The 25,177-nt window shown below is 62.7% G+C and carries 26 protein-coding genes; 15 read left to right on the top strand and 11 right to left on the bottom strand.

What is annotated here, in order from left to right:
• Positions 1 to 12 precede the first annotated feature (12 nt).
• The 3 genes from rmuC (at position 13) to ABEB22_RS05935 (ending at position 2,931) form a co-directional block, all read left to right on the top strand.
• Positions 13 to 1,431, top strand: a complete 1,419-nt coding sequence (rmuC, locus tag ABEB22_RS05945; RefSeq protein ID WP_406871052.1) for a DNA recombination protein RmuC — start codon at positions 13 to 15, stop codon at positions 1,429 to 1,431.
• Between the two features lie 69 nt (positions 1,432 to 1,500).
• Positions 1,501 to 1,845 carry a DUF3775 domain-containing protein gene (locus ABEB22_RS05940; protein WP_339113809.1) on the top strand — a complete coding sequence of 115 codons (345 nt, stop codon included), beginning with the start codon at positions 1,501 to 1,503 and terminating at the stop codon, positions 1,843 to 1,845.
• Between the two features lie 123 nt (positions 1,846 to 1,968).
• Complete coding sequence (locus tag ABEB22_RS05935) at positions 1,969 to 2,931, top strand: hypothetical protein (protein ID WP_406871051.1); 963 nt, start codon at positions 1,969 to 1,971, stop codon at positions 2,929 to 2,931.
• 84 nt (positions 2,932 to 3,015) lie between these two features.
• Here ABEB22_RS05935 and ABEB22_RS05930 read toward each other — a convergent pair whose 3' ends face one another.
• A complete protein-coding gene (locus ABEB22_RS05930) occupies positions 3,016 to 3,702 on the bottom strand; it encodes a response regulator transcription factor (protein WP_339113811.1) in 687 nt (228 codons plus the stop codon).
• 184 nt (positions 3,703 to 3,886) lie between these two features.
• Here ABEB22_RS05930 and ribA point away from each other — a divergent pair, with 184 nt between their 5' ends.
• Together ribA and ABEB22_RS05920 are read left to right on the top strand one after the other, a co-directional pair.
• On the top strand, positions 3,887 to 4,960 hold the full coding sequence (gene ribA / locus ABEB22_RS05925; RefSeq protein ID WP_406871050.1) for a GTP cyclohydrolase II: 1,074 nt from the start codon (positions 3,887 to 3,889) through the stop codon (positions 4,958 to 4,960).
• Entirely contained in the window at positions 4,960 to 5,490 is a 531-nt protein-coding gene (locus tag ABEB22_RS05920; protein WP_406871049.1) for a L,D-transpeptidase, read from the top strand. Before ribA ends, ABEB22_RS05920 begins: the two co-directional genes overlap by 1 nt.
• On the opposite strand, the gene ABEB22_RS05915 is transcribed toward ABEB22_RS05920, so the two are convergent.
• Both ABEB22_RS05915 and ABEB22_RS05910 read right to left on the bottom strand, forming a co-directional pair.
• The gene (locus ABEB22_RS05915; protein ID WP_406871048.1) at positions 5,487 to 6,143 is read right to left on the bottom strand and encodes a YggS family pyridoxal phosphate-dependent enzyme; all 657 of its coding nucleotides are present in this window, start codon (positions 6,141 to 6,143) and stop codon (positions 5,487 to 5,489) included. The genes ABEB22_RS05920 and ABEB22_RS05915 overlap by 4 nt on opposite strands.
• A gap of 127 nt (positions 6,144 to 6,270) precedes the next feature.
• Positions 6,271 to 7,212: a porin gene (locus ABEB22_RS05910; protein ID WP_406871047.1), complete on the bottom strand. Its 942-nt coding sequence runs from the start codon at positions 7,210 to 7,212 to the stop codon at positions 6,271 to 6,273.
• A 326-nt stretch (positions 7,213 to 7,538) separates the two neighbouring features.
• Between ABEB22_RS05910 and ABEB22_RS05905 the strand changes: the two genes are divergently transcribed.
• From ABEB22_RS05905 to ABEB22_RS05880, 6 genes are all read left to right on the top strand, one after another.
• Positions 7,539 to 8,075, top strand: coding sequence for a DUF3576 domain-containing protein (locus ABEB22_RS05905; RefSeq protein WP_339113816.1), 537 nt, complete (start codon positions 7,539 to 7,541; stop codon positions 8,073 to 8,075).
• 150 nt (positions 8,076 to 8,225) lie between these two features.
• Positions 8,226 to 10,781: a leucine--tRNA ligase gene (gene leuS / locus ABEB22_RS05900; protein ID WP_350938411.1), complete on the top strand. Its 2,556-nt coding sequence runs from the start codon at positions 8,226 to 8,228 to the stop codon at positions 10,779 to 10,781.
• The gene (gene lptE / locus ABEB22_RS05895; RefSeq protein WP_406871046.1) at positions 10,768 to 11,265 is read left to right on the top strand and encodes an LPS assembly lipoprotein LptE; all 498 of its coding nucleotides are present in this window, start codon (positions 10,768 to 10,770) and stop codon (positions 11,263 to 11,265) included. The genes leuS and lptE overlap by 14 nt, the downstream gene beginning before the upstream one ends.
• 30 nt (positions 11,266 to 11,295) lie before the next feature.
• Positions 11,296 to 12,318 (top strand): DNA polymerase III subunit delta, encoded by a 1,023-nt coding sequence (holA, locus tag ABEB22_RS05890; protein WP_339113819.1) that lies wholly within the window; start codon positions 11,296 to 11,298, stop codon positions 12,316 to 12,318.
• Positions 12,315 to 13,490, top strand: coding sequence for a TIGR03862 family flavoprotein (locus ABEB22_RS05885; protein ID WP_406871045.1), 1,176 nt, complete (start codon positions 12,315 to 12,317; stop codon positions 13,488 to 13,490). The genes holA and ABEB22_RS05885 overlap by 4 nt, the downstream gene beginning before the upstream one ends.
• A gap of 128 nt (positions 13,491 to 13,618) precedes the next feature.
• Positions 13,619 to 14,851: an MFS transporter gene (locus tag ABEB22_RS05880; RefSeq protein ID WP_339113821.1), complete on the top strand. Its 1,233-nt coding sequence runs from the start codon at positions 13,619 to 13,621 to the stop codon at positions 14,849 to 14,851.
• A gap of 30 nt (positions 14,852 to 14,881) precedes the next feature.
• On the opposite strand, the gene ABEB22_RS05875 is transcribed toward ABEB22_RS05880, so the two are convergent.
• From ABEB22_RS05875 to ABEB22_RS05860, 4 genes are all read right to left on the bottom strand, one after another.
• On the bottom strand, positions 14,882 to 15,538 hold the full coding sequence (locus ABEB22_RS05875; protein ID WP_406871044.1) for an outer membrane protein: 657 nt from the start codon (positions 15,536 to 15,538) through the stop codon (positions 14,882 to 14,884).
• A gap of 21 nt (positions 15,539 to 15,559) precedes the next feature.
• Positions 15,560 to 16,255, bottom strand: a complete 696-nt coding sequence (locus tag ABEB22_RS05870; protein ID WP_406871043.1) for a phosphatase PAP2 family protein — start codon at positions 16,253 to 16,255, stop codon at positions 15,560 to 15,562.
• A gap of 76 nt (positions 16,256 to 16,331) precedes the next feature.
• Positions 16,332 to 17,207: an SDR family oxidoreductase gene (locus ABEB22_RS05865; protein ID WP_406871042.1), complete on the bottom strand. Its 876-nt coding sequence runs from the start codon at positions 17,205 to 17,207 to the stop codon at positions 16,332 to 16,334.
• Positions 17,204 to 17,506 carry a SelT/SelW/SelH family protein gene (locus ABEB22_RS05860; protein WP_339113825.1) on the bottom strand — a complete coding sequence of 101 codons (303 nt, stop codon included), beginning with the start codon at positions 17,504 to 17,506 and terminating at the stop codon, positions 17,204 to 17,206. The genes ABEB22_RS05865 and ABEB22_RS05860 overlap by 4 nt, the downstream gene beginning before the upstream one ends.
• Before the next feature lie 89 nt (positions 17,507 to 17,595).
• Here ABEB22_RS05860 and ade point away from each other — a divergent pair, with 89 nt between their 5' ends.
• The 4 genes from ade to ABEB22_RS05840 all read left to right on the top strand — a co-directional run bounded on the left by ade (position 17,596) and on the right by ABEB22_RS05840 (position 22,309).
• Complete coding sequence (gene ade, locus ABEB22_RS05855) at positions 17,596 to 19,389, top strand: adenine deaminase (RefSeq protein WP_406871041.1); 1,794 nt, start codon at positions 17,596 to 17,598, stop codon at positions 19,387 to 19,389.
• Positions 19,386 to 20,861 carry an AMP nucleosidase gene (locus ABEB22_RS05850; protein WP_339113827.1) on the top strand — a complete coding sequence of 492 codons (1,476 nt, stop codon included), beginning with the start codon at positions 19,386 to 19,388 and terminating at the stop codon, positions 20,859 to 20,861. The genes ade and ABEB22_RS05850 overlap by 4 nt, the downstream gene beginning before the upstream one ends.
• Positions 20,862 to 21,033: 172 nt before the next feature.
• Entirely contained in the window at positions 21,034 to 21,321 is a 288-nt protein-coding gene (locus ABEB22_RS05845; RefSeq protein WP_339113828.1) for an HU family DNA-binding protein, read from the top strand.
• A 76-nt stretch (positions 21,322 to 21,397) separates the two neighbouring features.
• Complete coding sequence (locus tag ABEB22_RS05840) at positions 21,398 to 22,309, top strand: DMT family transporter (protein ID WP_406871040.1); 912 nt, start codon at positions 21,398 to 21,400, stop codon at positions 22,307 to 22,309.
• 26 nt (positions 22,310 to 22,335) lie between these two features.
• On the opposite strand, the gene ABEB22_RS05835 is transcribed toward ABEB22_RS05840, so the two are convergent.
• From ABEB22_RS05835 to ABEB22_RS05820, 4 genes are all read right to left on the bottom strand, one after another.
• Positions 22,336 to 22,911: a DUF4202 domain-containing protein gene (locus ABEB22_RS05835; RefSeq protein WP_339113830.1), complete on the bottom strand. Its 576-nt coding sequence runs from the start codon at positions 22,909 to 22,911 to the stop codon at positions 22,336 to 22,338.
• Positions 22,912 to 22,946: 35 nt separating this feature from the next.
• The gene (locus ABEB22_RS05830; RefSeq protein WP_406871039.1) at positions 22,947 to 24,179 is read right to left on the bottom strand and encodes a lytic murein transglycosylase; all 1,233 of its coding nucleotides are present in this window, start codon (positions 24,177 to 24,179) and stop codon (positions 22,947 to 22,949) included.
• 170 nt (positions 24,180 to 24,349) lie between these two features.
• Complete coding sequence (locus tag ABEB22_RS05825) at positions 24,350 to 24,733, bottom strand: hypothetical protein (RefSeq protein WP_350938429.1); 384 nt, start codon at positions 24,731 to 24,733, stop codon at positions 24,350 to 24,352.
• Positions 24,734 to 24,838: 105 nt separating this feature from the next.
• Positions 24,839 to 25,090: a GlsB/YeaQ/YmgE family stress response membrane protein gene (locus ABEB22_RS05820; RefSeq protein ID WP_339113833.1), complete on the bottom strand. Its 252-nt coding sequence runs from the start codon at positions 25,088 to 25,090 to the stop codon at positions 24,839 to 24,841.
• Positions 25,091 to 25,177 lie beyond the last annotated feature (87 nt).

Here is a 25,177-nt window from a genome sequence, read left to right as displayed (position 1 = left end):
TTGGAACATTTGATGAACGATCCTCTCCTTCTCGGGCTGGCCGCATTGGCGGCCCTGCTGTTTTTGGCGCTGGTGGCGACCCTGCGCCGCGCGGGCCGTGCGGAAGCCTCGCTCGCGCAGACCCGCGCATGGGAAGGCGAGGCGCGGCGGATGCGCGAGGCGCTTCTGGTCGAGGAAGCCAATTCCCAGCGTCTGCCGGAAGTCATGGACGAGCTGCGCCAGACCCGTGCGCGGCTGGAAGGCGAATACCGCCACCGTGTGCAGGCCGAGCAGGCCTTCCACTCGCTCAAGCGCGAGCATGAGGCGCGGCTCGAGGAGCTGCGCGGCATGAAGCGCGAGATCGAGGACCGGTTCTCGCATGTGGCCTCGGGTGTGTTGCAGCAGAACTCGGAAGCGTTCCTGAAGCTCGTTTCGGAGCGGTTCCAGACCCACAGCCAAGGCGCGCAGGAAGAGCTCGACCGTCGCCGCGCCGCGATAGAGCATCTGGTAAAACCGCTCGACCAGCGTCTGGGCGAGATGGGCACCAAGATCGCCGAGCTGGAAAAGGCCCGTGGCGAGGCTTATGGCGCGATCCATAACCAGGTGAAGGCGCTGGCCGAGGGGCAGGCCCATCTGGGGATGGAAACCCGCAAGCTGGTGCAGGCTCTGCGCGCGCCCAAGACCCGTGGCCGCTGGGGCGAGATGCAGCTGAAACAGGTCTTCGAGATGGCGGGAATGACGGAAAATGTCGATTTCCATCTGGAGCAGCATCTGGCGACCGATGACGGCGCGCGCCGCCCCGATGCGGTGGTGCATATTCCGGGCGGGCGCTCGATCGTGGTGGATGCCAAGACGCCGCTCGAGGCCTATCTGGATGCGCTCGATGCCGAGACACCAGACCAGCAGGCGGCCCAGCTGGCCCGCCATGCCAGCCATATCCGTACCCATGTGAAGCAGCTGGCCTCCAAATCCTACCAGTCCCAGATCGAGGGAACGCCCGATTTCGTGGTGATGTTCATCCCTGGCGAGACCTTCGTATCGGCGGCGGCCGAAGCCGATCCCAGTTTGATCGATTACGCCTTCGCGCAGAAGGTGCTGATTGCCACGCCCACCACGCTGATGGCGCTGGTCAAGGCCATCGCCTATGGCTGGCAGCAGGAGCGTATGGCGCGTAACGCCTTGGAGGTGCAGAAAACCGCTCGCGATCTGTATGACCGGCTGAAGGTCTTTGGCACCCATGTGGACGGGATAGGCCGCGCGCTGACGCAATCGGTGGACCGCTATAACAAGGCCGTGGGCTCGCTCGAGGGGCGGGTCCTGCCGGCGGCGCGGCGCTTCGAGGTGATGGGCGTAGTGCCCGAGGAGAGCACCTTGGAGAGCCCCACCTTCGTCGAGGCGCATCCGCGCACCCTGTCCTCGCCGCTTCTGGCTGACGATACGTCGCAAGATTAGGGGCCCGCTGATTTTACTTGCCCGATGCTGGAGATAGCGCGACACTTGACCCATATGGAGGACAAACCCATGCTGACGCTATCCCCATCCAAACTTGCCACTGTTATCCTTCGCGCGCGTAAATTCGATGCCGATATCCCCGGCAGCGGCAAGGCGCGTGAGCTGAAGGGCTTCATTGCCGCCATGAACGAGGACGAGCAGGCCGACCTGACCGCGATCATGTGGATCGGACGCGACACCTATGACGCCGAAGACCTCGAGGACGCGATCGAAATGGCGCGGACCGAAGCCTCTGTTCCGACGGCCGAGTATCTTCTGGACAACCCTCTTCTGGCCGAACATCTGGAACTCGGGGCAGAGGCGCTGGGGATCGATCTGGAAGAGGCCGAAGCCGAAGCCTATCCCACGGTCTGATCGCCACAGGATACGCCGTCCGGTTGTAATATTGGCGGGCATGAAACGTTTTATCTGCGTTGCGGCCTTGCGCAGCGAACGCGGCGCAGGCTACGAAAGAAGGAGTTCTTCCGGATCTTTGGCATGCGTGCGCTTTTCTGTCTGATTCCTGCTTTGCTCTGGGCCGATATGGCCCATGCCCTGCCTGATGGCGGCTATCTTCTGGCGACCCCGATTCTCGATACCGAGAAGACCGATCCGCGCTATATCCATCTGCAGGTCGACGGAACGACGATCACGGTGACCTATGCGTCGATCACGCCCCCCGATGCCACGGCCTGCCGCGACACCGATTATTGCGACATGCTTTGGGACGGGCTGAAGCTGCGTTATAGCGAGAAGGACGGCACGCTGAAGGTGACCGACCGCAACGTGACCCGTGATGACAAGCCGAGCGATGCCAACCGCAAGTCAGGCGATCCGACCGCCGACCAGAAGCTCTATTTCGAGCCCCTCATCCGCCGGATGAACGGTGCGAAAGTGGCAGGCAACGCGGCGGGCGGCTTCACCCTGACCACCGAGCTGGGCCAGGCGAAATTCAGTCCGCTCCCACGGGAAGGTCTTCCGCTCTTGACCGCATGGATGGCCCAGACCGGTGCCGATCCCGACCAGTTGGGCTATTGCGACGTGCCGCAATTCTCGCAACTCTATACCTTTGATGCGGGCAAGGGTTTCCGTCGGGCACTGGAGGTCTTTGCTGCGGCACAAGCCGCTGATGTCGCCGCCAACCGCATGGGTGCGATCGAACCGCCCGATAACGGCACAAGCAACAGTCTGGGCAGCGCCTTCGAGGCACGCCGCCCTGCGACCATGCTGGAAATGGCGATGTGGCGGCTCAACCTCGCCCCCGAAACGCCGCCGGACCAGATCATCGACGAGATCGATCGCGAGATCGGAACCCCCGATGCGATGGCTGTCGTCACACCGCTGATCCCTGCCCTGCCCATGGCCGCAGCCTATAAGGCCAAGTTGCGCACGATCCGCGCGGCAGGCACGCCGCTCAACGCACCGCTCTGCATGGATATGACTTTGGGTATGGCCAAGTAACCATATAAAATGGCCCCACCCCGCGACGGGTAGGGCCGTTTCGCCGTAGATTTCCCTTAGAGACAATAAGAGGAAGGCGAAGGCTCAGGCGGCCAGACGGTAGCCACCGGATTCGGTCACCAGCAGGCGCGCATTGGTGGGATCGGGCTCGATCTTCTGGCGCAGGCGGTAGATATGGGTTTCGAGCGTATGGGTGGTGACGCCCGCATTATAGCCCCAGACCTCATGCAGCAGGATATCGCGCGGCACCACACCATCGGGGGCCCGATAGAGGAATTTGAGAATATTGGTCTCTTTCTCGGTCAGGCGGATCTTCTTGTCTTTATCGTCGACAAGCAGCTTGAGCGAGGGTTTGAAAGTATATGGGCCGAGCTGGAAAACAGCATCCTCCGACTGTTCATGCGTGCGAAGCTGGGCGCGCAGGCGGGCCAGAAGCACGGGGAACTTGAACGGTTTGGTGATGTAGTCATTGGCGCCCGAGTCGAGACCGAGAATTGTATCGGCGTCGGTGTCATGGCCGGTCAGCATCAGGATCGGACATTTCACGCCTTGCTTGCGCAGCTTCTTGCACAGCTCGCGGCCATCGGTATCGGGCAGACCCACATCCAGAAGGACCAGATCATACAGTCCGGCTTTCGCCTTCTCGACCGCTTCCGCGCCGGTGCCGGCCTCGAATACATCGAAATCCTCCGTGGCGACCAGTTGCTCGGCCAGTGCCTCGCGCAGATCGGTGTCGTCATCGACCAAAAGGATTTTCTTCAAACCTGACATTCATGCCTCCGTTCCGGCGGACAGGCCCCCGAAAGGGTCGCGGCACCGCCAAGTCTCGTGTTGCTCGGGTTAGACATTGTTCCGAAGTGACAAAACGACAAGGGGGGTGAAATCTTTCTCACGCGGACGTGTCGAAACGCCAAGATATGTTTCAATTTGTTTCAGTCTTGGCTATCAGTTCCGCATGATGACCGGTTCTCTATGCCCCTCGCCTGCCGAACGACTCAACCGCGCCCGCGCCGATCTGCGTATGGGCCTGCCGGTCGTGCTTGATGACACGACGCTCGCCGCTTCGGTCGAGACGCTCGATCCGGCGCGCCTTGCGGCGATGCGGGAGCTGGGTCCACTGACGCTTGCGATCACCTCATGGCGGGCCGAGACGCTCAAGGCCCGCGTCTATGACGAGGATCTCGCCCGCGTCTGGGTGCCCGCAGATGCCGATCTTCGCTGGCTGCGTGCCATCGCCGATCCGGCGGATGATTTGGCGACCCCGATGAAAGGCCCGCTCAAAACCCTGCGCGAAGGCGATGCACAGATTGCCCGCACCGCGATCCAGCTGGTTAAATCGGCACAGCTTCTGCCCTCGGCGCTGCTGGTCAGCGTGGCGCAAGCACCCGACGGGCTTACCCGTCTGGCGAGCGCAGAAGCGATGGAAAACCTCGCAGCCGAGGCCCGTTTCGCGCCGGTATCCGCCGCGCGGGTGCCGATGCGGGCCTCCGAGGCAGGCCGCGTGCATGTGTTCCGCCCCGATAACGGCGCCGAGGAACATTACGCCATCGAGATCGGCTCGCCAGACCGTGCAAAGCCCGTGCTCGCGCGGCTCCATTCGGCCTGTTTCACCGGCGATGTGCTGGGCTCGCTCAAATGCGATTGCGGCCCGCAGCTCGATGCCGCCCTGCGCCAGATGGGCGAGAACGGGGCGGGTGTTCTGCTCTATCTCAATCAGGAAGGGCGCGGGATCGGGCTGGCCAACAAGATGCGCGCCTATTCACTGCAGGATCAGGGATTCGACACAGTCGATGCCAATCACCGCTTGGGCTTCGAGGATGACGAGCGTGATTTCCGCATCGGCGCGGCACTTCTGAAACGGCTCGGCTTCAGCAAGACCCGCCTGCTGACCAACAATCCCAAGAAGGTCGATATGCTGCAAAGCCACGGAATCGAGGTGGTCGAGCGGGTGCCGCTGAAGGTGGGCATGAGCCGCTTCAACGCCAATTATCTGGCCACCAAAGCCGCCAAATCGGGGCATATCCTGTGATGCGCCTCACGCCTGCGGGGCTTTTGATGCGCGGGCGGACCCTGCCGGTGGAGATCGGGCGCGGCGGGTTGTCGGTCAACAAACGCGAGGGCGATGGCGCGACCCCGATTGCCGCGCTGCAGATCATGGGCATGCGCTACCGCGCCGACCGGATGGCCGCCCCCCAGCCCTGGGCCACGCCTATAGGCCCGCGCGATCTGTGGTGTGATGCGTCAGATCATCCCGCCTATAACCAGCAGGTCCGCGCACCCTTCGGGCCTGGCCACGAGGTCCTGCGCCGTGCCGATCCGCTTTACGATATCATCCTGCTGACCAGCTGGAACTACCCGCAGGCGGAGGCGGGCAAAGGCTCGGCCATCTTCCTGCATCAGCGCCGCCGTGCGGGCTATCCCACGGCGGGATGTCTGGCGTTCCGGCGCGATCACCTGATCTGGCTGGCGCGGACTGTGCAACAGGGCGAGACACTTCTGATCCCGCCCCTTGCCTGTTATCCGCAAATTCGCACTGCGAAACAGCGCGATAAGGCCTAGGCCTTATAGTCGCGCGCGCCAAAAATGGCCGAGCCGACGCGCACATGGGTCGCCCCTGCGGCAATCGCCTCTTCGAAATCCGATGACATGCCCATCGACAGGCCCCACAGCCCGTTGCGGCGCGCCATCTCGGCCAGTGCATCGAAATGCGGGCGGGCGGGCTCGCCCTCGGGCGGGATGCACATCAGCCCCTGCACGGGGAGGTCCATCGCGATCAGATCCTTGATGAACCCGTCCAGATCCTCGGGCAGGATACCGGCCTTTTGCGGCTCGCGCCCCGTATTCACCTGCACAAAAAGATCGGGCGTCTGGCCACGCTCTTGCGCCAGACCGGCGAGCTTTTTCGCCAGCGACATGCGGTCCACCGAATGGATCGCCTCGAACAGCTCCACCGCCAGTTTCGCCTTGTTCGATTGCAGCGGGCCGATCATTTCCACCCGCACATCGGGATAGACCTCGCGCCATGCCGGCCATTTGCCCTGCGCTTCCTGAACGTAATTCTCGCCAAACAGACGATGACCCTGTTCCAGCACTGCCTCGACGCGCTCTGGCGGCTGGACCTTGGACACCGCGATCAGCTTGGCCGAGCCAAGCGCGCGGCCTGCGCGTTTCTCTGCGGTGGCGATCCGCTCGATAATCTCTTCAAGCCCCATGATCTTGCCCTTTCCCGGATAGGTTCGGGGGCAAAACACCATGTGCAGCGCCAAAAGGCAAAGCCCAAATGCAAAAGAGCGGGCACAAGGCCCGCTCTTCCGTAGTCCGGTTCAGATCCTGAAAGGATTAGAACGAGAACTTCATGCCGAGGTCGGCGATCATGTCGGTGTCTTTGAGGTCGGAGTCAGCGATACCGCCTTTAACCGACAGGCCACCGCCCAGATCGTAGGAAGCGCCAACGCCGTACCAAACAGCGTTGTCAGCTGCGGTGTCGCCTGCGAAGGTCGCGCCGTCGAGGTCGGTGTACTGAACGTAGCCGCCGAAGGTCCATGCATCCATGGTGTAGTCAGCGCCGATGCCGAAGTTGTTGTCCAGCGTCGAGTCTTGCGTACCGGTTGCGTAGAAGACTTTCACGTTGGTCGCGCCGAGAGCGGCAACCATTGCGAGGTCAACTTGGCCAGCGTCAACACCGGTGTCGCCGCCGTCGATGTACTCGTAGCCTGCGCCGAAGGTGTAGTTGGTCCAGGTGTACGCACCAGCGATTGCCATCTCTTGGCCATCAACCGGAGCGGAGGGGTTGGTGCCGTCCGAGAACGATGCTGCCAGCGAGACCGGGCCGGTCGAGTAGGTGTACAGCAGTTCCGGGTTGTTGTTTTCGGTGAAGTTCGCGCTGTCGCCGGTCAGGTAACCGATGTCGTTGCCGCCGTTACCGTCGAGGTCGGTGTAGCCAACTTCGTAGAAGTCGCCGAACAGAGCTTCCGGTGCGCCAACAACGTCACCCATTTCAACGCGGCCGAAGGCGCCCGAAACGAAGACCGAACCAGCTGCGCCTTGCGAAGCCGAACCGCCGTTTTCGTCTTCTTGGTCAACGCGGAATGCGCCGCCGAAGGCCAGACCCGAGTCGGATTCGCCCGACAGGGTGAATTTCACACGAGCGCGCGAGTTGAAGTTTGCGTTGTCGCCGTCATAGACAACACCCATACGGCCGTCGCCCGAAAGCGAAACTTCTGCTGCTGCGACGCCTGCGGACAGGACCAGAGCGGTCGTCGCGAAGAGAACCTTTTTCATCGTTTTCCCTCATTGTCTCTAAGGTCAATCCCAACTCAGGGAAATCCGAATTGGGTATGCAGTCTTTTCGCCTCCCCCAGTCCGCATTGCAACGAAAAGCAAAGCCCCGTGAGCACAGGCACATTTTCGTGGTGCACTCTTGCCACACCCTGTTTGCGAGCCATCGGGCGGATCCCCGCCGCGGGACCGCCGCCAGATGACAAATGATTGCAGGGAAATGCCTTGTCCGCCCATGACCCATAAGATAAGGACAAAATCATTGGACGATACTAGATCCTGCACATGTATATAGAGTGCGTGGCAGGCGATCAGGGGGCAGCGTTTTGATGACGATCCAAAAGACCATCCGTATGACGGCACTCGGCGGCCTTATCCTGTCTCTGGCGGCTTGCGGCCAAGGCATTGCATGGAATCAGAAAAACGCGCCCGAAGGTGGCTATCGCGATGTAGCCTCGGAATCGCATATCAGTGGTGATGTCGGGACCGAAGTCCGCACCGACCCCGCAGATCGTGGTGCCCGTTCGACCCTGTTCGATCTGTTCAAGAACAATGATGACCCGAATGTGACCGTCGAGGTCAATAAATACATCTGGCAAGCCAGCCTCGAAGTGCTCGACTTCCTGCCGATCCAGTCGGTCGATCCCTTCACCGGCGTGATCGTGACGGGCTATGGCACCCCTCCGGGTGGTGGGCGCGCTTACCGCGCCACGATCCATGTGACCGATCCGGCCCTCGATGCGCGCTCGCTGAAAGTCTCGCTGGAAAGCCGCGGCGGCGCGGTCTCGGCGCAAACCGTGCAGGCGGTCGAGGATGCGATCCTGACCCGTGCCCGCCAGATCCGTGTGGCCGATTCGAAGCTGTAAAGCTTCCCGACATCCCCGACAGACGCCCGGCCACAGTGTCGGGCGTTTTGCATTGCAGCCATGCTTTCTCCCCAAGCTGTCTGGACCTTGGCCCTGTGGACAGTGTAGCAAGCACCCAAAGACAGTTATTCGCAGCTCAAGGGGCGAGACATGGCGCAATACGCACCGGGCCAATCCGAACAGAAATGGCAAGACGCATGGGCGGAGGCCGGTGTGTTCACCGCCAAGCCGGATGCCGATAAAGAGAAATACTATGTGCTCGAGATGTTCCCCTATCCGTCGGGGCGCATCCATATGGGCCATGTGCGCAACTACACCATGGGGGATGTGGTTGCCCGCTACAAGATGAGCTGCGGTCTGGCCGTGCTGCACCCGATGGGCTGGGATGCCTTCGGGATGCCCGCCGAGAATGCGGCGATGGCTTCGGGCGGCCATCCCAAAGACTGGACCTATGCCAATATCGAGACGATGAAGGGCCAGCTGCGCCCCTTGGGCTTCTCGCTGGACTGGACGCGCGAATTTGCGACCTGCGACCCCGAATATTACGGCCAGCAGCAAGCGATGTTCCTTGATATGCTCGAAAAGGGTCTGGTTTACCGCAAGAACGCCATCGTGAACTGGGATCCGGTCGATATGACGGTTCTGGCCAACGAGCAGGTGATCGACGGCAAGGGCTGGCGCTCGGGCGCAGATGTCGAGCGTAAGGAACTGACGCAATGGTTCTTCAAGATCTCCGATATGGCCGGCGATCTCCTGGACAGCCTCGATAATCTGAAGGACTGGCCCGAGAAGGTGCGCCTGATGCAGGCCAACTGGATCGGCAAGTCGCAGGGTCTGGAATTCGGCTTCGAGACGCTGAACGCGCCTGCGGGTTTTGAAACCATCGAGTGCTATACCACCCGCCCCGATACGCTGATGGGTGCGGGCTTTGTGGGGATCTCGCCCGATCACCCGCTGGCGAAAGAGCTGGAGAAGGGCAACCCCGAATTTGCCGCTTTCCTCGCCGAGTGCCGCAAGGGCGGCACCACCGAAGAAGCGATCGAGACCGCCGAGAAGCTGGGCCGCGATACCGGCATCCGCGTGAAACACCCGCTGGACCCCAATTGGGAACTGCCGGTCTGGGTCGCGAATTTCATCCTGATGGATTATGGCACCGGCGCGATCTTCGGCTGCCCTGCCCATGACGAGCGCGATTTCGAGTTTGCCACCAAATACAGCTTGCCAATCACGCCGGTCTTCGCAGCCGAGGGCGCGGAAGAGACGGCGCTGACCGAGGCCTTCGTGCCCGCCAAGACCGAGAAGGTCCGCTACATCCGCGGTTTCGCGGGCGCCGAAGTCCAGACTGGTGAAGAAGCTGTGGCGGCTGCCATCAAGGTTGCGGAAGACAAGGGCTTCGGCAAAGGCGTGACCAAATTCCGCCTCCGCGACTGGGGCCTGTCGCGCCAGCGCTATTGGGGCTGCCCGATTCCGGTTGTCCATTGCCCGACTTGCGGCGTGGTTCCCGAATCGAAGGCCAACCTGCCCGTCCGCCTGCCCGATGACGTCACTTTTGATGTGCCCGGCAACCCGCTGGACCGTCACCCGACATGGCGCGATTGCGCCTGCCCGAAATGTGGCACGGCGGCCAAGCGCGAGACCGACACGATGGACACCTTCGTGGACAGCTCGTGGTATTACTCGCGCTTCACTTGCGCGCGCGCCGATACGCCCACCACCGACGAGACCAAATACTGGATGAATGTCGACCAGTATATCGGCGGCATCGAGCATGCGATCCTGCACCTGCTCTATTCGCGCTTCTTCGCCCGTGCGATGAACGAGACGGGCCACCTGCCCGACAGCGCCCGCGAGCCCTTCAACGCGCTGTTCACCCAAGGCATGGTGACGCATGCGATCTTCAAGACCACCGGTGCCGATGGACGCCCTGTCTATCACTATCCCGAACAGGTCGAGGAGCGTGAAGATGGCACCTATGTGAAGGCCACCGGCGAAAAGGTCACCGTGGTGCCCTCGGCCAAGATGTCGAAATCTAAGAACAATGTCGTGGACCCGATGAATATCATCCGCGATTTCGGCGCCGATACCGCGCGCTGGTTCGTCATGTCCGACAGCCCGCCCGAGCGTGATGTCGAATGGACGGCTGCGGGTGCGGAAGCGGCCTCGAAGTTCCTGGCCCGTGTCTGGCGCATCGCCAATGACATTGCCGAAGGGGTTGATGGTGACGCGAAAGCCGACGAGGATCTGCTGCGCGCGACCCATAAGGCCATCGACGAGATCACGAAATCCATTGAGGGCTTCGCCTTCAACAAGGCCATCGCGAAACTCTACGAACAGGCCAATACCCTGTCGAAGACGAACGCCTCCAACGCCGCGCGCCGTGAGGCGATGAAGCTGACCGCCCAGCTGATGTCGCCGATGGTGCCCCACTTGGCCGAGGATATCTGGGCGCTGATGGGCGGCGAGGGCTTCGTTGTCAAAGCCGCATGGCCCAAGGCCGATCCGGCACTGGTGGTGGATGACAATGTCACCCTGCCGATCCAGATCAATGGCAAACGCCGCTCGGAACTGAGCGTGCCGAAGGATATGCCCAAAGACGAGGTTGAAAAACTGGTTCTGGCAGACGAGCATGTGCAAAAGGCGCTGGCCGGTGGTCAGCCCAAGAAACTGATCGTTGTTCCGGGGCGTATCGTCAATGTGGTCATCTAACCGCCGAACCTTCCTGCTGGGGGCGCTTGCCGCCCCCGCACTCGCCGCTTGCGGTTTTACCCCCGCCTATGGGCCCAAGGGAGGCGGGGCCAAGCTGTTGTCGGGCGTCGAGGTGGATGCCCCGCAAACGACGGATGATTTCGCCTATGTCCGGCGCATCTCGGAGCGGCTCAATCCCGCCACCTCCCCGCGCTACCGGCTGTCCTACACCATCACGACCGATGTGATGGATCAGGCGATCAGCCGCGATGACGTCACCAACCGCTATTCGCTCAACGGCACGGCCACCTACCGGCTCTACAACACTGCCAGCAATGCGGTGCTGCTGACGGGCCGCGTGGCCTCCTTCACCAGCTGGTCGGCCACCGGCACGATCGTGGCCACCCAGACCGCCGAGCGCGATGCCCATAAACGGCTGATGACCATTCTGGCCGACCAGACCGTGACACGCCTTCTGGCACAGGCCGGATCGCTTCCCGAATAGGCCTCTGACAAGGCTGATAGAGAGACCGGCATGAAACTCACCGGCATTGCCGCCACGCGCTATTTTGCCAAGCCCGACCCCGACCGTATGGGGCTCCTGATTTTCGGGGCCGATGCGATGCGGGTGGCCCTGCGGCGGCAGGAGGTGATCAAGGCGCTCCTTGGCCCCACGGCCGAGGAGGAGATGCGGCTTACGCGGATCGAGGCCTCCGAGCTGCGCCGTGATGGTGCGATGCTGGCAGATGCGGTGAAGGCCGTGGGCTTTTTCCCGGGCCCGCGCGCGGTCTTTGTCGAGCAGGCGACCGACGGGCTGGCCGATACCATCGCGGGGGCGGTAAAGGACTGGCATGGCGGCGATGCGCAGATCATCGTCACCGCCGGCTCGCTCACCGCCAAATCCAAGCTGCGCAAGGTTTTCGAGACCCACCAGAACGCCTATGCCATCGGCATCTATGATGACCCGCCCTCGCGCGAGGAAATCGAGGATATTCTCAAACGCGCGGGCATCGCCCAGATGACGCCCGAGGCGACAACCGATCTGCACAATCTCGCCCGTGCCCTCGATCCGGGGGATTTCCGGCAAACGGTGGACAAGCTCGCGCTCTATATGCATGGCGAGAACACGCCGGTGACGCCCGCCGATATCCATGCCTGTGCGCCCGCCACGATCGAGGCAGGCACCGATGATCTGCTCAATATCGTGGCAGAAGGCCGTGCCAACGAGCTCGGGCCGATGATGACCCGTCTCACCGGTCAGGGCATCCAGCCGGTGGCGCTCGCCATCCAGGCGCTACGCCATTTCCGCGCGCTCCATGCCGCGGCCTCCGATCCGGGTGGTCCGGGAGCAGGTATCGCCAAGATGCGCCCGCCGATTTTCGGCCCGCGCCGCGACCGGATGCAGAGACAGGCGCAAAGCTGGGGCATGTTCCGCCTCGAGGAGGCCCTCCAGATCCTGATCGAGACCGACCTCACGCTTCGCTCGGCCTCGCGCGCGCCGCAGATGGCACTGATCGAACGCGCCTTCCTGCGGCTCTCGATGATGGCCAGACGATGACCGCGCTCGTGATCGGCGCAGGCCCCGCAGGGCTGATGGCCGCCGAACAGATCGCCCGTGCGGGCCATAAGGTCATTCTGGCCGATGCCATGCCCACACCTGCGCGCAAATTCCTGATGGCGGGAAAATCGGGGCTGAACCTCACCAAGGACGAACCGCCCGAGGCCCTTGCCGCGCAGTATCCCGAAACGTGGATCCACCCTTATGTGACCGCTTTCGGAAGCGCCCAGATGCAGGACTTCGCCCGCGATCTGGGTATCGATATCTTCACCGGCTCGAGCGGCCGCGTTTTCCCGACCGGCATGAAAGCCTCGCCCTTCCTGCGCGCATGGCTCTCCCGCCTCGACGCGCTCGGCGTCCAGCGCCACACCCGCTGGCACTGGACCGGATGGGAGGGCCGCGCCTTCCTCTTCGACACGCCCGAAGGGCCGCAGCCCGTTGACGCCAAGGTCTGCGTGCTCGCTCTGGGCGGTGCCTCCTGGCCCCGCCTTGGCTCCACCGGTCATTGGGCGGGCCTGCTTGCGATCAAGGGCATAGACCTCGCCCCCTTCCGCCCTGCCAATATGGGCTTCCATGTTGCATGGTCACCCCATATGCAGCCCCATTTCGGCAAGCCGCTCAAATCCATTGCCTTTCTGGTCGGAGCGCAGAGCCTGCGCGCGGAATGTATCCTCTCCGCCCGTGGCTTCGAGGGCGGCGGGATCTACGAGATCTCGTCCAAACTGCGCAACGGCTACCCGCTCGCTCTCGACCTCCTGCCCGATACCGACATCGCCACGCTGACAGACCGCCTCGCCCGTCCCCGCGGCAAGGAGAGCCTCTCGAACCATCTGCGCAAAGCGACAAGGCTCGATCCCGTGAAACTGGCACTGCTCAACGAATGGGCCCGCCCGCTGCCACAGGACCCCGAAGCCCTCGCGGCGCTGCTGAAACATCTCCCCGTGCCCCTGGGCGCCCCTTTCCCGATCGAGGAAGCCATCTCCACCGCAGGCGGCATCAGCGCCCGCGCCCTGACCTCCGATCTCGAACTCCGCGCCCTGCCGGGTATTTTCGCGGCGGGCGAGATGCTCGACTGGGAGGCCCCCACGGGTGGCTATCTGCTGACCGCCTGCTTTGCCACGGGCTTCGCGGCAGGACGGGCCGCCGCAGAGCGCCTCTCTTCCAGCGTCTAGAAATATCCCGGGGTGAATGGCCCGGAACGGGCCAGAGGGGCAGCGCCCCTTTCGATTGTATCCATCACAAGCCGCCGCTTGACGCGATCATGCGATCTGCCAAACCTGTCCGCAAGACAGGAGCCACCATGCATAACCAACGCCTTTTCACCCCGATCCTCGTCGGATCCGCCGTGATCTTGATGCTCAGCTTCGCCATCCGCGCAAGCTTCGGGGTCTTCCAGATCCCGATTGCCGAGGAATTCGACTGGCCCCGCGCGGAATTCTCGCTGGCGATCGCCATCCAGAATCTGTTCTGGGGCATCGGCCAGCCGATCTTCGGCGCCATTGCCGAGCGTTTCGGGGACCGCCGCGCCATCATTCTGGGCGCCTTCCTCTATGCAGGGGGGCTCGTCTTCTCGTCCTTCGCCACCACGCCGCTGCAACACCAGTTCCTCGAGACGCTGGTGGGCTTCGGCATCGCAGGCACGGGCTTCGGCGTCATCCTTGCCATCGTCGGGCGCGCCAGCTCCGACAAGAACCGCTCGCTGACGCTTGGTATCGCCACCGCGGCAGGCTCGGCAGGGCAGGTCTTCGGCGCGCCTCTGGCCGAGATCCTTCTGGCCTATATGAGCTGGCAGAGCGTCTTCCTGATCTTCGCGCTGATGATCCTTGCCACCCTGTCGCTGCTGCCCATGCTGCGCGCCCCCGAAGCCGCCAGCCCCGGCCCGAGCGAGAGCATGGGGCAAGTGCTGGGGCGGGCCTTCCGCGACCCGAGCTATTCGCTGATTTTCATCGGTTTCTTCTCCTGCGGCTACCAGCTGGGCTTCATCACCGCGCATTTCCCCGCCATGGTCACCGAGATGTGCGGCGCTATCGCTCCGGGCTCGATGCTCGCCAATCTCGGGATCGAGACCACTTCGGCGCTCGGTGCCGTCTCCATCGCCGTGATCGGTCTGGCCAATATCGCAGGCACCGTATTCGCAGGCTGGGCGGGCCATCGCTGGTCAAAGAAATATCTGCTCGCCGCCGTCTATCTGGGCCGGACCATCGCGGCAGGTGCCTTCATCCTCCTGCCCATCACTCCCGCCAGCGTGCTGATCTTCTCGCTGGTGATGGGTGCACTATGGCTGGCCACGGTGCCGCTCACCTCGGGGCTCGTCGCCCAGATCTACGGGCTGCGCTATATGGGCACGCTTTACGGGGTGGTGTTCTTCAGCCACCAGCTGGGCGCGTTTCTGGGTGTCTGGCTCGGCGGCAGGTTCTACGACATGTATGGCAATTACACCGCCGTGTGGTGGGTGGGCGTGGGGGTCGGGCTTTTGTCGGCCATCATCCACCTCCCCGTGCGCGAGCGCCCGCTCAACCTGCAATCCGCCTGAAAAGAAAGCCCCGCCTCACGCGGGGCTTTCTTAGAACCGGTAACTCACCCCGATATTCACCGCATTGGTGATGATATCGGTCTTCAGGCTGCCGCCGGTATCGAACTCCACATCATTGCGCGACCATGTCATCTGGTATTCGCCAAAGGCCGACCAGTTCGTGCTGATGGCATAGCTCACCCCTGCCCCCAGCCGTATCGCAGGACCACCCAGCTGATAGCCCCATGTGCGGTCATGTGCCGTCACCGTCTCCACATGCGGCACGGAGATCCCGATCCCGCCCAAGACATAGGGTGTGATCTCGCGCCGCCAGAGATCACGCCAGAGGCCGGGCCAGCGATACATGGCATTGATCGTCGCGATATTCTCGCCATCCGAGAACTCGAAATGCGACATGCCCGCCTTAGCGAGCGTGTCCTTATCGGCATAGACCTTGGTATGGGTGAACTCCGCCCCCCAGCCGAAATTCGGATTTTCCCAACGGGTCACCCGCGCGCCCCAATAATAGGGTTTGCTGAAGGATCTCCCCTCCCAGCCTGCGGTGATGTGGCGGTCGCCCAGATCGATATGGTCCGAGATATCGACCCCCGAACGCGGCGCCGATTGTGCGCCCGAATAGAGCGAGATCTCCGTCTCGGCCAGCGCCGGTGCGGATATGGAAAAACCGGCCATGAGGAGGCCGGCCATGACGCTATGTCGTCGCATGGATCAGATTACCTTTTCTGCTTTCCTGATCTGGAGACGCTTGCGCGACAGGGACTCGACACCCAACCCGACCTGCAGCCGGAGCCAGCGGCGGGTGCCCCGCGCCACCACCTTGCCACCCCGCGTGATGCCGCGTCCCATAGCGCGCAGCCCGCGCGCGATCCCGCGCCGCATGAAGCTGTCGCGCCGGAAGGCTCCGTTACAGAAGATGCCCCAGATCGCACCTGCCAGAACCTGCCAGATGTCATGGTTATGCGACTGGATGCGGCTCGCGCCGGTAAAGGCGGCAGCCAGAATGACCGCGCCTTTGGCCACGGGGCTCGACAGCAGGCAGCTGTTTACGAGGCTCGCTGCGCCGAACGTCGCGGTGGCGGTATGGCCCGAGGGGAAGCCATAGGGCTTGCCATTGGGCCGCGTGTTGAGCGGAATATCCCCGAGAGAGCGTTTCGACCCGTGGATACCGGCAAAGAGCACCGCATAGCGGCCCAGATATTCCCAACCATTGCCATTGGCGATCTCGCAGCCCAGCGCCAGAACCGGCAGAGCGATCTGCAGGTGATCCCCGTAGCGCCGCGGCTCGGGCGGGCTGAGCGCCACGACGAGCGCCAGCACCACCATCACCAGAAAAGGCGCGCGGCGGGCGTGCAGACGGCTACGCCCCCATGACAGGGCCGAGAAGCGCAAAGGCGAGAGGATCATGGAGGTCTCCACAACGAAGGACGTTGTGGAGAGTTTTCAAAACCAACCTTACAGCCAGATGACGGGCTCTTGAAACTTATCCTTCGGACTGCGCCAGCAGCGCCTGTAGCCCGACCTTGTAATTGGGATATTTCAGCGTCACGCCCAGCTCGTCCTTGATCCGGTCATTCTTCACCCGACGCGATTCGGAATAGAAGCTGCGCGCCATGGGCGACATGGAGGCTTCATCAAAGGCCACGACCGGCGGCTTGGGCATGCCCAGCAGCTCGGCAGCATAGGCCAGCACCTCGCCCGGATCGATGGGGCAATCATCGCAGACATTCCACGCCCCCGACAGATCGCGGCGCATGATCGCGGCATGGACCACCTGCGCGATATCCTCGACATGGATGCGCGAGAACACCTGTCCGGGCTTGTCGACAATCCGCGCTTTGCCCTGACGCACTTTTTCAAACGGCCCCCGGCCCGGACCATAGATCCCCGCCAGCCGGAACAGGTTCACCGGAATATCGGCGATCTGGCCCAGACGTGTCCACATCTCCTCGGCCTGCAGCCTTGCGCGGCCCCGCGCGGTCGAGGGCGTGCGCTCGGAATACTCATCGACCCAGCCGCCCTCACGGTCGCCATAGACCCCGATGGTGGACAGATAGCCCATCCATTCAAGCATCGGCGCATGGGCGATCTCCATCGCGGCACAGGCCAGAACGGGGTCCATCTGGTCCTCGCCCCGCTCGGGCGCGACCGAGGACAGGATATGCGTGACCTCCGCCAAAGGCAGCACCGACGGATCATCAGGCGCGGTCCAGATAATCGGCTTCACCCCCTGCGCCTCGGCCAGAGCCGCGCTTTCTTCCGTGCGGACAGTGCCATAGACCGTCCAGCCATTCTCGATGAGCGCAGGCGCGATGGCACGGGCCGAATAGCCATGGCCGATGGAAAGAAGGGTTTTCATGGCTTTGCCTCGCTGTGTTTGTCGATATGGCCCAGATCACGCCCGGGGAAGATCACGTCGCGGATGCGGCGCTTGATCTCCTTGGGTTCGGGGAAGCCGCCATCGCGCTTGCGTTCCCAGATCAGCTCGCCCTCCAGCCGGATCTCGTAGACCCCGCCATAGCCGGGCACCAGCGCTACCTCGCCCAGATCCTCGGTGAAGGTCTGCAGAAGTTCCTGCGCCATCCATCCGGCCCGCAAAAGCCAGTTGCAACCGGTGCAATATGTGATCGAGATCTTGGGTTTTCGCATCTGTGTCATGTGCAAGATGTAGCGCGGACGAAACGTCAAAACAACGCGCGATGTTCGCACCATCTTGCGTTGTATCAAATCCGAATGCACAGTGGGACATGGATATGAACACACTGAAAACATGGCCCGAAGCCGCCACGCGCCTGATCGCCGTCGCCGCCGGGCGCGCGCCCGCCGATCTGGTGATCCGTCAGGGCAAATGGGTCAATGTCCACACCCGCGAGGTGCTGGACGGCCACGATATCGCGATTGCCGATGGCCGCATTGCGGCCATAGCCCCCGATCTGACAGCCTGCATAGGCCCTGAAACGGAGGTGATCGAGGCCGAGGGGCGCTTCATGCTGCCCGGGCTTTGCGACGCGCATATGCATATCGAGAGCGGGATGCTGACGCCTGCCGAATTTGCCGCAGCCGTGATCCCGCATGGCACCACCACCATGTTCACCGACCCGCACGAAATCGCCAATGTGCTGGGCCTTCAGGGCGTGCGGATGATGCATGACGAGGCGGCCCTGCAGCCGGTAAACATCTTCACCCAGATGCCCTCCTGCGCGCCCTCGGCTCCGGGGCTCGAGACCACGGGTTTCGAGATCTCGCCCGAGGATGTGGCCGAGGCCATGACATGGCCGGGCATCGTGGGCCTCGGCGAGATGATGAATTTCCCAGGCGTGGTGAATGCCGACCCCAAGATGCTGGCCGAGATCGCCGCAACCCAAGAGGCGGGCAAAACGGTAGGTGGGCATTATGCCTCGCCCGATCTGGGGGCGCCTTTCCGCGCCTATGTGGCGGGTGGCCCTGCCGATGACCACGAGGGCACCTGCGAGGCCGATGCCATTGCCCGCATGCGACAGGGAATGCGCGCGATGGTTCGGCTCGGGTCTGCTTGGTATGATGTGGAAAGCCAGATCACGGCCATCACCGAGAAAGGTCTGGACCCGCGCAACTTCATCCTGTGCACCGATGATTGCCACTCCGGCACTCTGGTGAACGAGGGCCATATGAACCGCGTCTACCGTCATGCGGTGGAGTGCGGGGCAGATCCTCTGGTGGCGCTGCAGATGTGCACAATCAACACCGCCACCCATTTCGGGCTGGAACGCGAGCTGGGCTCGATCACGCCCGGGCGGCGTGCCGATATCATCCTGTCCTCGGATCTGAAGACCCTGCCGGTGGACCATGTCATTGCCCGCGGTCAGACCGTGGCGATGGATGGCAAGCTGATGGTCGAGTGCCCGCATTACGACTGGCCGCCTGCGGCACGCCAGACGGTGAAGCTGGGCAAACGGCTCGAGGCCGATGATTTCATCATCGAAGCGCCTGAGGGCGCCAATGAGGTTACCGCCCGCGTGATCGGAGTCGTGGAAAACCAAGCGCCTACCCGCGCACTGACCGCCACCCTGCCCGTCACCGAGGGCCGCGTGGAGGCGCATGGCGAGGTCGCCCAGATCGCGCTGGTCGAGCGGCACCGCGCCACCGGAAAGGTGACCAACGGCTTTGTCTCGGGCTTCGGCTATACGGGGCGGATGGCGATGGGCTCCACCGTGGCCCATGACAGCCACCATATGATCGTGGTGGGCACCGACCGCGAGATGATGGCCCTTTGCGCGAACCGCTTGGGCGAGATGGGCGGCGGGATTTCCGTCTGGAAGGATGGCGCCGAACTGGCCTCGGTGCCACTGCCCATTGCGGGGCTGATGTCGGATGATCCGGCCGCCACCGTGGCCAAGCGTGCCGATGCGATGGTGCAGGCCATGGCGGAATGTGGCTGCACCCTCAATAACGCCTATATGCAGCACAGCCTGCTGGCCCTTGTCGTGATCCCCGAGATCCGGATCTCTGACCTTGGCCTTGTGGATGTGACGAAATTCGAACTGACGGAGCTTTTTGAATGAGTGAGCGCCTAGAAATCCAGATGCCGGCCTCTGCGGAGCCTGAACTCTTTGACGATGCCGCCGCTGCCGTGGCCCGTGTCGAGGCGCTTTATGACGAGGCCACAAGCTTTCTCCTCGAGAAGTTCAACGCCACGCTCGAAAGCGGCAGGGCCGGCATGCGTTACCGCGCCTATTATCCGGAGGTCCGGATTACCGTGGCCTCGCATCTCAAGCATGACAGCCGGTTGAGCTTCGGCCATGTGCCGGTGCCGGGCACTTTCGCCACCACGATCACCCGGCCCGATCTCTTCCGCAACTATCTGACCCAGCAACTGGACCTGATGATCCGCAATCACGACATCAAGGTGCAGGTCGGCCCATCCGATACCGCGATGCCTGTGCATTTCGCGGTGGCCTCGCGCCCCGATGTCACGATCCCGCAGGAAGGCGCGCTGGATTTCTCGCTGCGTGACGTCTTCGACGTGCCCGATCTGGCCAATATGAACGATGATATCGTCAACGGCACCTTCACCATCGGCCCCGATGGCACCAAACCTCTGGCGCCGTTTACGGCCCAGCGTGTGGATTATTCTCTGGCGCGGCTCTCGCATTACACCGCCACCGCCGCCGACCATTTCCAGAACCATGTGCTGTTCACCAACTACCAGTTCTATGTGGACGAGTTCGAGAAGATGGCGCGCGAGAAACTGTCCGATCCGTCCTCGGGCTATACGAGCTTTGTCGCCCCCGGCAATTTCGAGATCACCGATCCACAGGGCGAGATCCCGGGTCTGGCCAAACTGCCGCAGATGCCCACCTACCACATGAAGAAACCCGATGGTCAGGGGATCACGCTGGTCAATATCGGGGTGGGGCCATCGAACGCCAAAACCGCGACCGACCATATCGCCGTGCTGCGCCCGCATGCCTGGCTGATGGTGGGCCATTGCGCGGGGCTGCGCAACTCGCAGAAACTGGGCGATTTCGTATTGGCCCATGCCTATCTGCGCGAGGATCACGTCCTTGATGACGATCTCCCGCTCTGGGTGCCGATCCCGCCGCTGGCAGAGATACAGGTGGCGCTACAGGATGCGGTGGCCGAGGTGACCAAGCTCGAAGGCTACGAGCTGAAGCGTATCATGCGCACCGGCACCGTGGCGAGCATCGACAACCGTAACTGGGAGCTGCGTGACCAGACCGGCCCCGTGCAACGGCTCAGCCAGTCCCGCGCGGTGGCGCTCGACATGGAAAGCGCCACGATCGCCGCCAACGGGTTCCGCTTCCGTGTGCCCTATGGCACGCTTCTATGCGTCTCCGACAAGCCGCTGCATGGCGAGCTGAAACTGCCCGGGATGGCGACCGAATTCTACCGCACACAGGTGGCCAACCACCTGCAGATCGGGGTGCGCGCAATGGAACTGATCTCGGATATGCCGCTCTCGCGTATCCATAGCCGGAAATTGCGCAGTTTCGAGGAAACCGCCTTCCTCTGAAGCGGCCCTGCCTTCGATCATGCAAAATTCATGGCCCGCGCGCGATTTTTCGCGCGCGGGATCCGAAAACCTCTTGCAGGCGGCCTGAAAACCGTGTGTTACAAGGCCCACGAGCGATTTTCGCGCCTGATAATTGATCCCGCAAAAGCGGGGCGACAAAGAGGAATATTTGATGTCGAAACCGATGACCAAAACCCAGCTGGTAACCGCGCTGGCAGAAACCATGGGTGCGGATAAGAAAACTGCATCGGCAGCTCTGGACGCGATCAGCGAAATCGTGACCAAAGAAGTTTCCGAAGGTGGTGCAGTTACCCTTCCGGGTCTGGGCAAGTTCATGTGCAAAGACCGCCCCGAGCGTCAGGTCCGCAATCCCGCAACCGGCGAGACCATGACCAAAGCGGCTGACCGTCAGGTTAAAGTCACCATCGCGAAAGCGCTGAAGGATTCGGTCAACGTCTGATCGGGTCGATAAACGACATCTCGAAGGGGGTCGCCGGTTATCGCGCGGCCCCCTTTCTGTTTGGAATGGATAGAGCATGGATATTCGGGCAATTCTGATGGGGCTGGCTTTTGCCCTGATGTGGTCCTCGGCCTTTACCTCGGCGCGGATAATTGTCACCGAAGCGCCCCCGATGGCGGCGCTGGCCGCCCGGTTCCTCGTGTCTGGGGTGGTGGGCTGCGGCATCGCCCTGCTGATGGGACAGAGCATGAAGCTGACGGCGGTCCAATGGCGCGGCGTCATCATCTTCGGCCTGTGCCAGAATGCGATCTATCTGGGGCTCAATTTCATTGCCATGCAATGGGTGGGCGCCTCTGTCGCCTCAATCATCGCCTCGACCATGCCGCTGATCGTGGCGGGGCTCAGCTGGATCGTTCTGCGCGACCGGATGAAACCTCTGGGCCTTGCCGGTCTGATCCTCGGGATCGCGGGCGTTGCCATCATCATGGGGGCGCGTCTTTCGGACGGGGTCAGCCCGATGGGCGTCGCTTTGTGCTTTGCGGGCGCGATGGCGCTCGCCGTGGCCACGCTCGCCGTGCGCGGGGCAACCTCGGGCGGCAATGTGCTGATGACAGTGGGGCTACAGATGTTCGTGGGTGCGGTGCCTCTGGCATTCCTCTCGGCGCTCTTCGAGCCGCATGACATCACCTATACGCCGCAGCTTGTGGTGGCCTTCCTCTATACGGCGCTGGTGCCAGGGGTGCTCGCGACCTTCGTCTGGTTCCTGCTGGTGGAGCGTATGGGGGCCGTGAAGGCCGCGACCTTCCATTTCCTCAACCCGTTCTTCGGGGTGGCCATTGCGGCCGTGGTCCTGCACGAGCCGCTGGGCGTGAGCGATTTCATCGGGGTGATCATCATCACCCTCGGCATCATTACGGTGCAATATTCCAAGCGCAGCCCGTCACAGCTGAAACTGACCCCCACCATCGAGGAAAAAACGGCTGCCTGAGGCAGCCGTCCGCTCGGTCGGGGTTTTCAGATAAAAGCCTCGGCAAAAGCTGGCGGCATCTCGAAGGCCGCCAGAGCCTTCTCCCTTGCCTCGGGAGACATCTTGCGGGCGGTCTTCTGCACAATAGACAGAAGCTGGTCGGCCTCCTGCGTCTGTGCGAAATCGCCCAGATAATGGCGGATGAAGGTGAAGCAGATGATATCCTCCAGCGCCTGCACCTCCGCATCGCGCTTGAGACCTTCCTTGCGCAGCATCTTCTCGACCTGCGCCACATCCTCCTCGCCATAGCCTGCATCGGCCATGATGCCGCCCACGCGCGCCGCATGGCGGCGGCCCTGCTCGCGGCGCCATTCCAGATATCCGGCGCGGCCTTCGGGATAATCGCTGCGCGGCAGGGTCCAGCGCTCGATATGCTGGCCACGGGCCGCGATCTTCAGACGGTCGGAGGCGTCGGGGAACAGCCCCTCCTGCTCGGCGCTCATGCGCTGGCCATATAGCAACGCTGCAGGTTGGCCGTCCTCAAGGGTGGGGTCTTGGGCATTCGCGGCATCAATGGCAGCAAAGGCCGTCTGTAGCGGGGCAGTCACGGGCGAGGATGTCATGGCGGGCTCCTGATTGGTCCCGCCATGAAAGCGCGTTAGCGCAGCGTCTGCAAGAGCTCGAGCGTGGGATAGCCATCAGGCGACAGCCCCGCCGAGCGTTGATAGGCCACGATCGCCTCGGTGGTATTGGCCCCGATCTTGCCATCGGTCCCCTGCGTATCGAAACCGCGTGCGGTCAGGCGCTCCTGCAGTTCGACTTTCTGCGCCTGCGTCAGGGGTTTGCCGGTGCGCGGCCAGTCCTGCACAAACGGCCCCTTGCCCGCGACACGGTCAGCAAGATGGCTCACGCCCAGCGCGTAGCTATCGGCGTTGTTGTAGCGCAGGATCGCGCGGAAATTGCCCGAGATCAGGAAGGCGGGCCCTTTGGCCCCCGCCGGCACGATGATCGATGTCGGCCCCATATCGGGCAGGCTGCGGCCATTCGCATCACGCACACCCAGCGCCGCCCATTCGGACGCCGATTTACGGGTGCCCTTGCCGGTCAGACCGTAATTGAAGCCTGCGGGCAGAACCACTTCGCGCCCCCATTCCACGCCCCGCTGCCAGCCCGATTTCGCCAGATAGGAGGCGGTGGAGGCCAGCGCATCGGTTGGATCGCTCGACCAGATATCGCGGCGGCCATCGCCGGTAAAATCGACCGCATAGGTCAGATAGGAGGTCGGGATGAACTGGGTATGCCCCATCGCCCCCGCCCACGAGCCGGTCATATGCGCGGCATCGATATCGCCCGCATCGATGATCTGGAGCGCGGCGATCAGCTGCTTGGCAAAGAACTCGCCGCGGCGCCCGTCATAGGCGAGCGTCGCCAGAGACGGGATCACCGCCATCTTGCCACGATTGGCGCCATAATTGGATTCCATCCCCCAGACGGCCACGACTACCTCTTTGGGCACACCATAGCGCGCCTCGATCTGGGTCAGGGCCGCGCGGTTTTCCGAAAGCACGGCACGGCCATTGCTCACGCGGGTGTCAGAGACGGCACTGTCGAGATAATCCCAGATCGACTTGGTGAACTCGGACTGGTAGCGGTCGCGCTCGATCACCTTGGGGTTATATTTGATGCCACGGGTGGCGCGATCCCATGTCCCGGCCGAGATCCCGTTCGAAAGGGCGCGCGCGCGGAAGTTGTTTACCCATGCTTCGAAACGGGCCTGTGTCGCAGGATCGGTATCTGGCACCGGATCGGCGACCGGATCGGCCCCGCGCATCAGCGGGCGGGGCGAGACCTCGACCGGCCCCGCACAGGCCGAGAGGCTGGAAAAAGCCATCAGGGAAATCAAAGTCACTTTAGCGGCGCGATACATGGGCGTCCCTTTTATCTGCTCGGAAATGCGGCTTCGCGCCGCCTTCCCTACAGTGTAGCAGGCCGCCGATAGGTTGCAATGAAGCCGCTGTGATCGAGTGTGAATTTCCTCGTGCCCAGCAGCTTTCCGCCGCCTCAGCTGTCTTTGTAGAACGGTGTCATCTGCGCCACGATGACCGAATTCTCGTCAAGCGCCCGCTGCATCAGAGCGCGCTCGTCCTCGCTCACCTCATGGCCCTGTGCCTCGCGCTCGGCCAACGTGCCATAGCTGTTGACATCAAGCGGTGCCAGCTCGGCCTGCTTCAGGATGGCGACGGTTTCACGCACCGCCTCGGCCTCGTCCACGCCGGACGCAAAGCACATCAGTGCGCCGCCGGTAGCCCCTTTGGGCAGCCCGTCATTGGCACAGCGCCCGACCTCGACGACCAGAGTATAGACCTCCTGCGGGCGTTTGGGCTTTTTGATCCCGGCTTTGTCGGCGGGCTTCTCGGCAGGCTTGTCGGCGGGGGTATCTGGCATGATGGCGCTCCTTTGCTCCCGCTTAGAAAGCGCGCGCCCTGCCGTCAAACGAAAAAACCTGCCCCGAGGGGCAGGCTCTTCCGAGACAATGAGGTGCGGCGCAGGTTATGCGCGGCGGATCATGCGGTAACCGCCGATCAGGATGCAGGCACCGATGACACCCACGATCAGCTGACCGATCCAGCCACCCAGCGTGGTACCGACGATCGCGACGAGGATGAAGTTGAGCACGACAGCGCCGACGATCCCCAGAACGATGTTCATCAGCAGGCCCATATCCGAATGCATCAGCTTCTCAGCGATCCACCCTGCAAGGCCACCCACGATAATTGCGGCAATCCAACCAAGTCCGGCCATGTGTTTACTCCATGCTTAATGCGTTTGGAGGCACAACACCGCATATCGAGATCGGGTTCCGTGAAATCGTAAAAACCTGTAACTATC

The sequence above is a fragment of the Thioclava sp. 'Guangxiensis' genome (genome assembly GCF_045348365.1).
Classification (GTDB): domain Bacteria; phylum Pseudomonadota; class Alphaproteobacteria; order Rhodobacterales; family Rhodobacteraceae; genus Thioclava; species Thioclava kandeliae.
The sequence above is the reverse complement of the archived record's forward strand: the minus strand, read 5'-3'. Positions and strand labels throughout refer to the sequence as shown.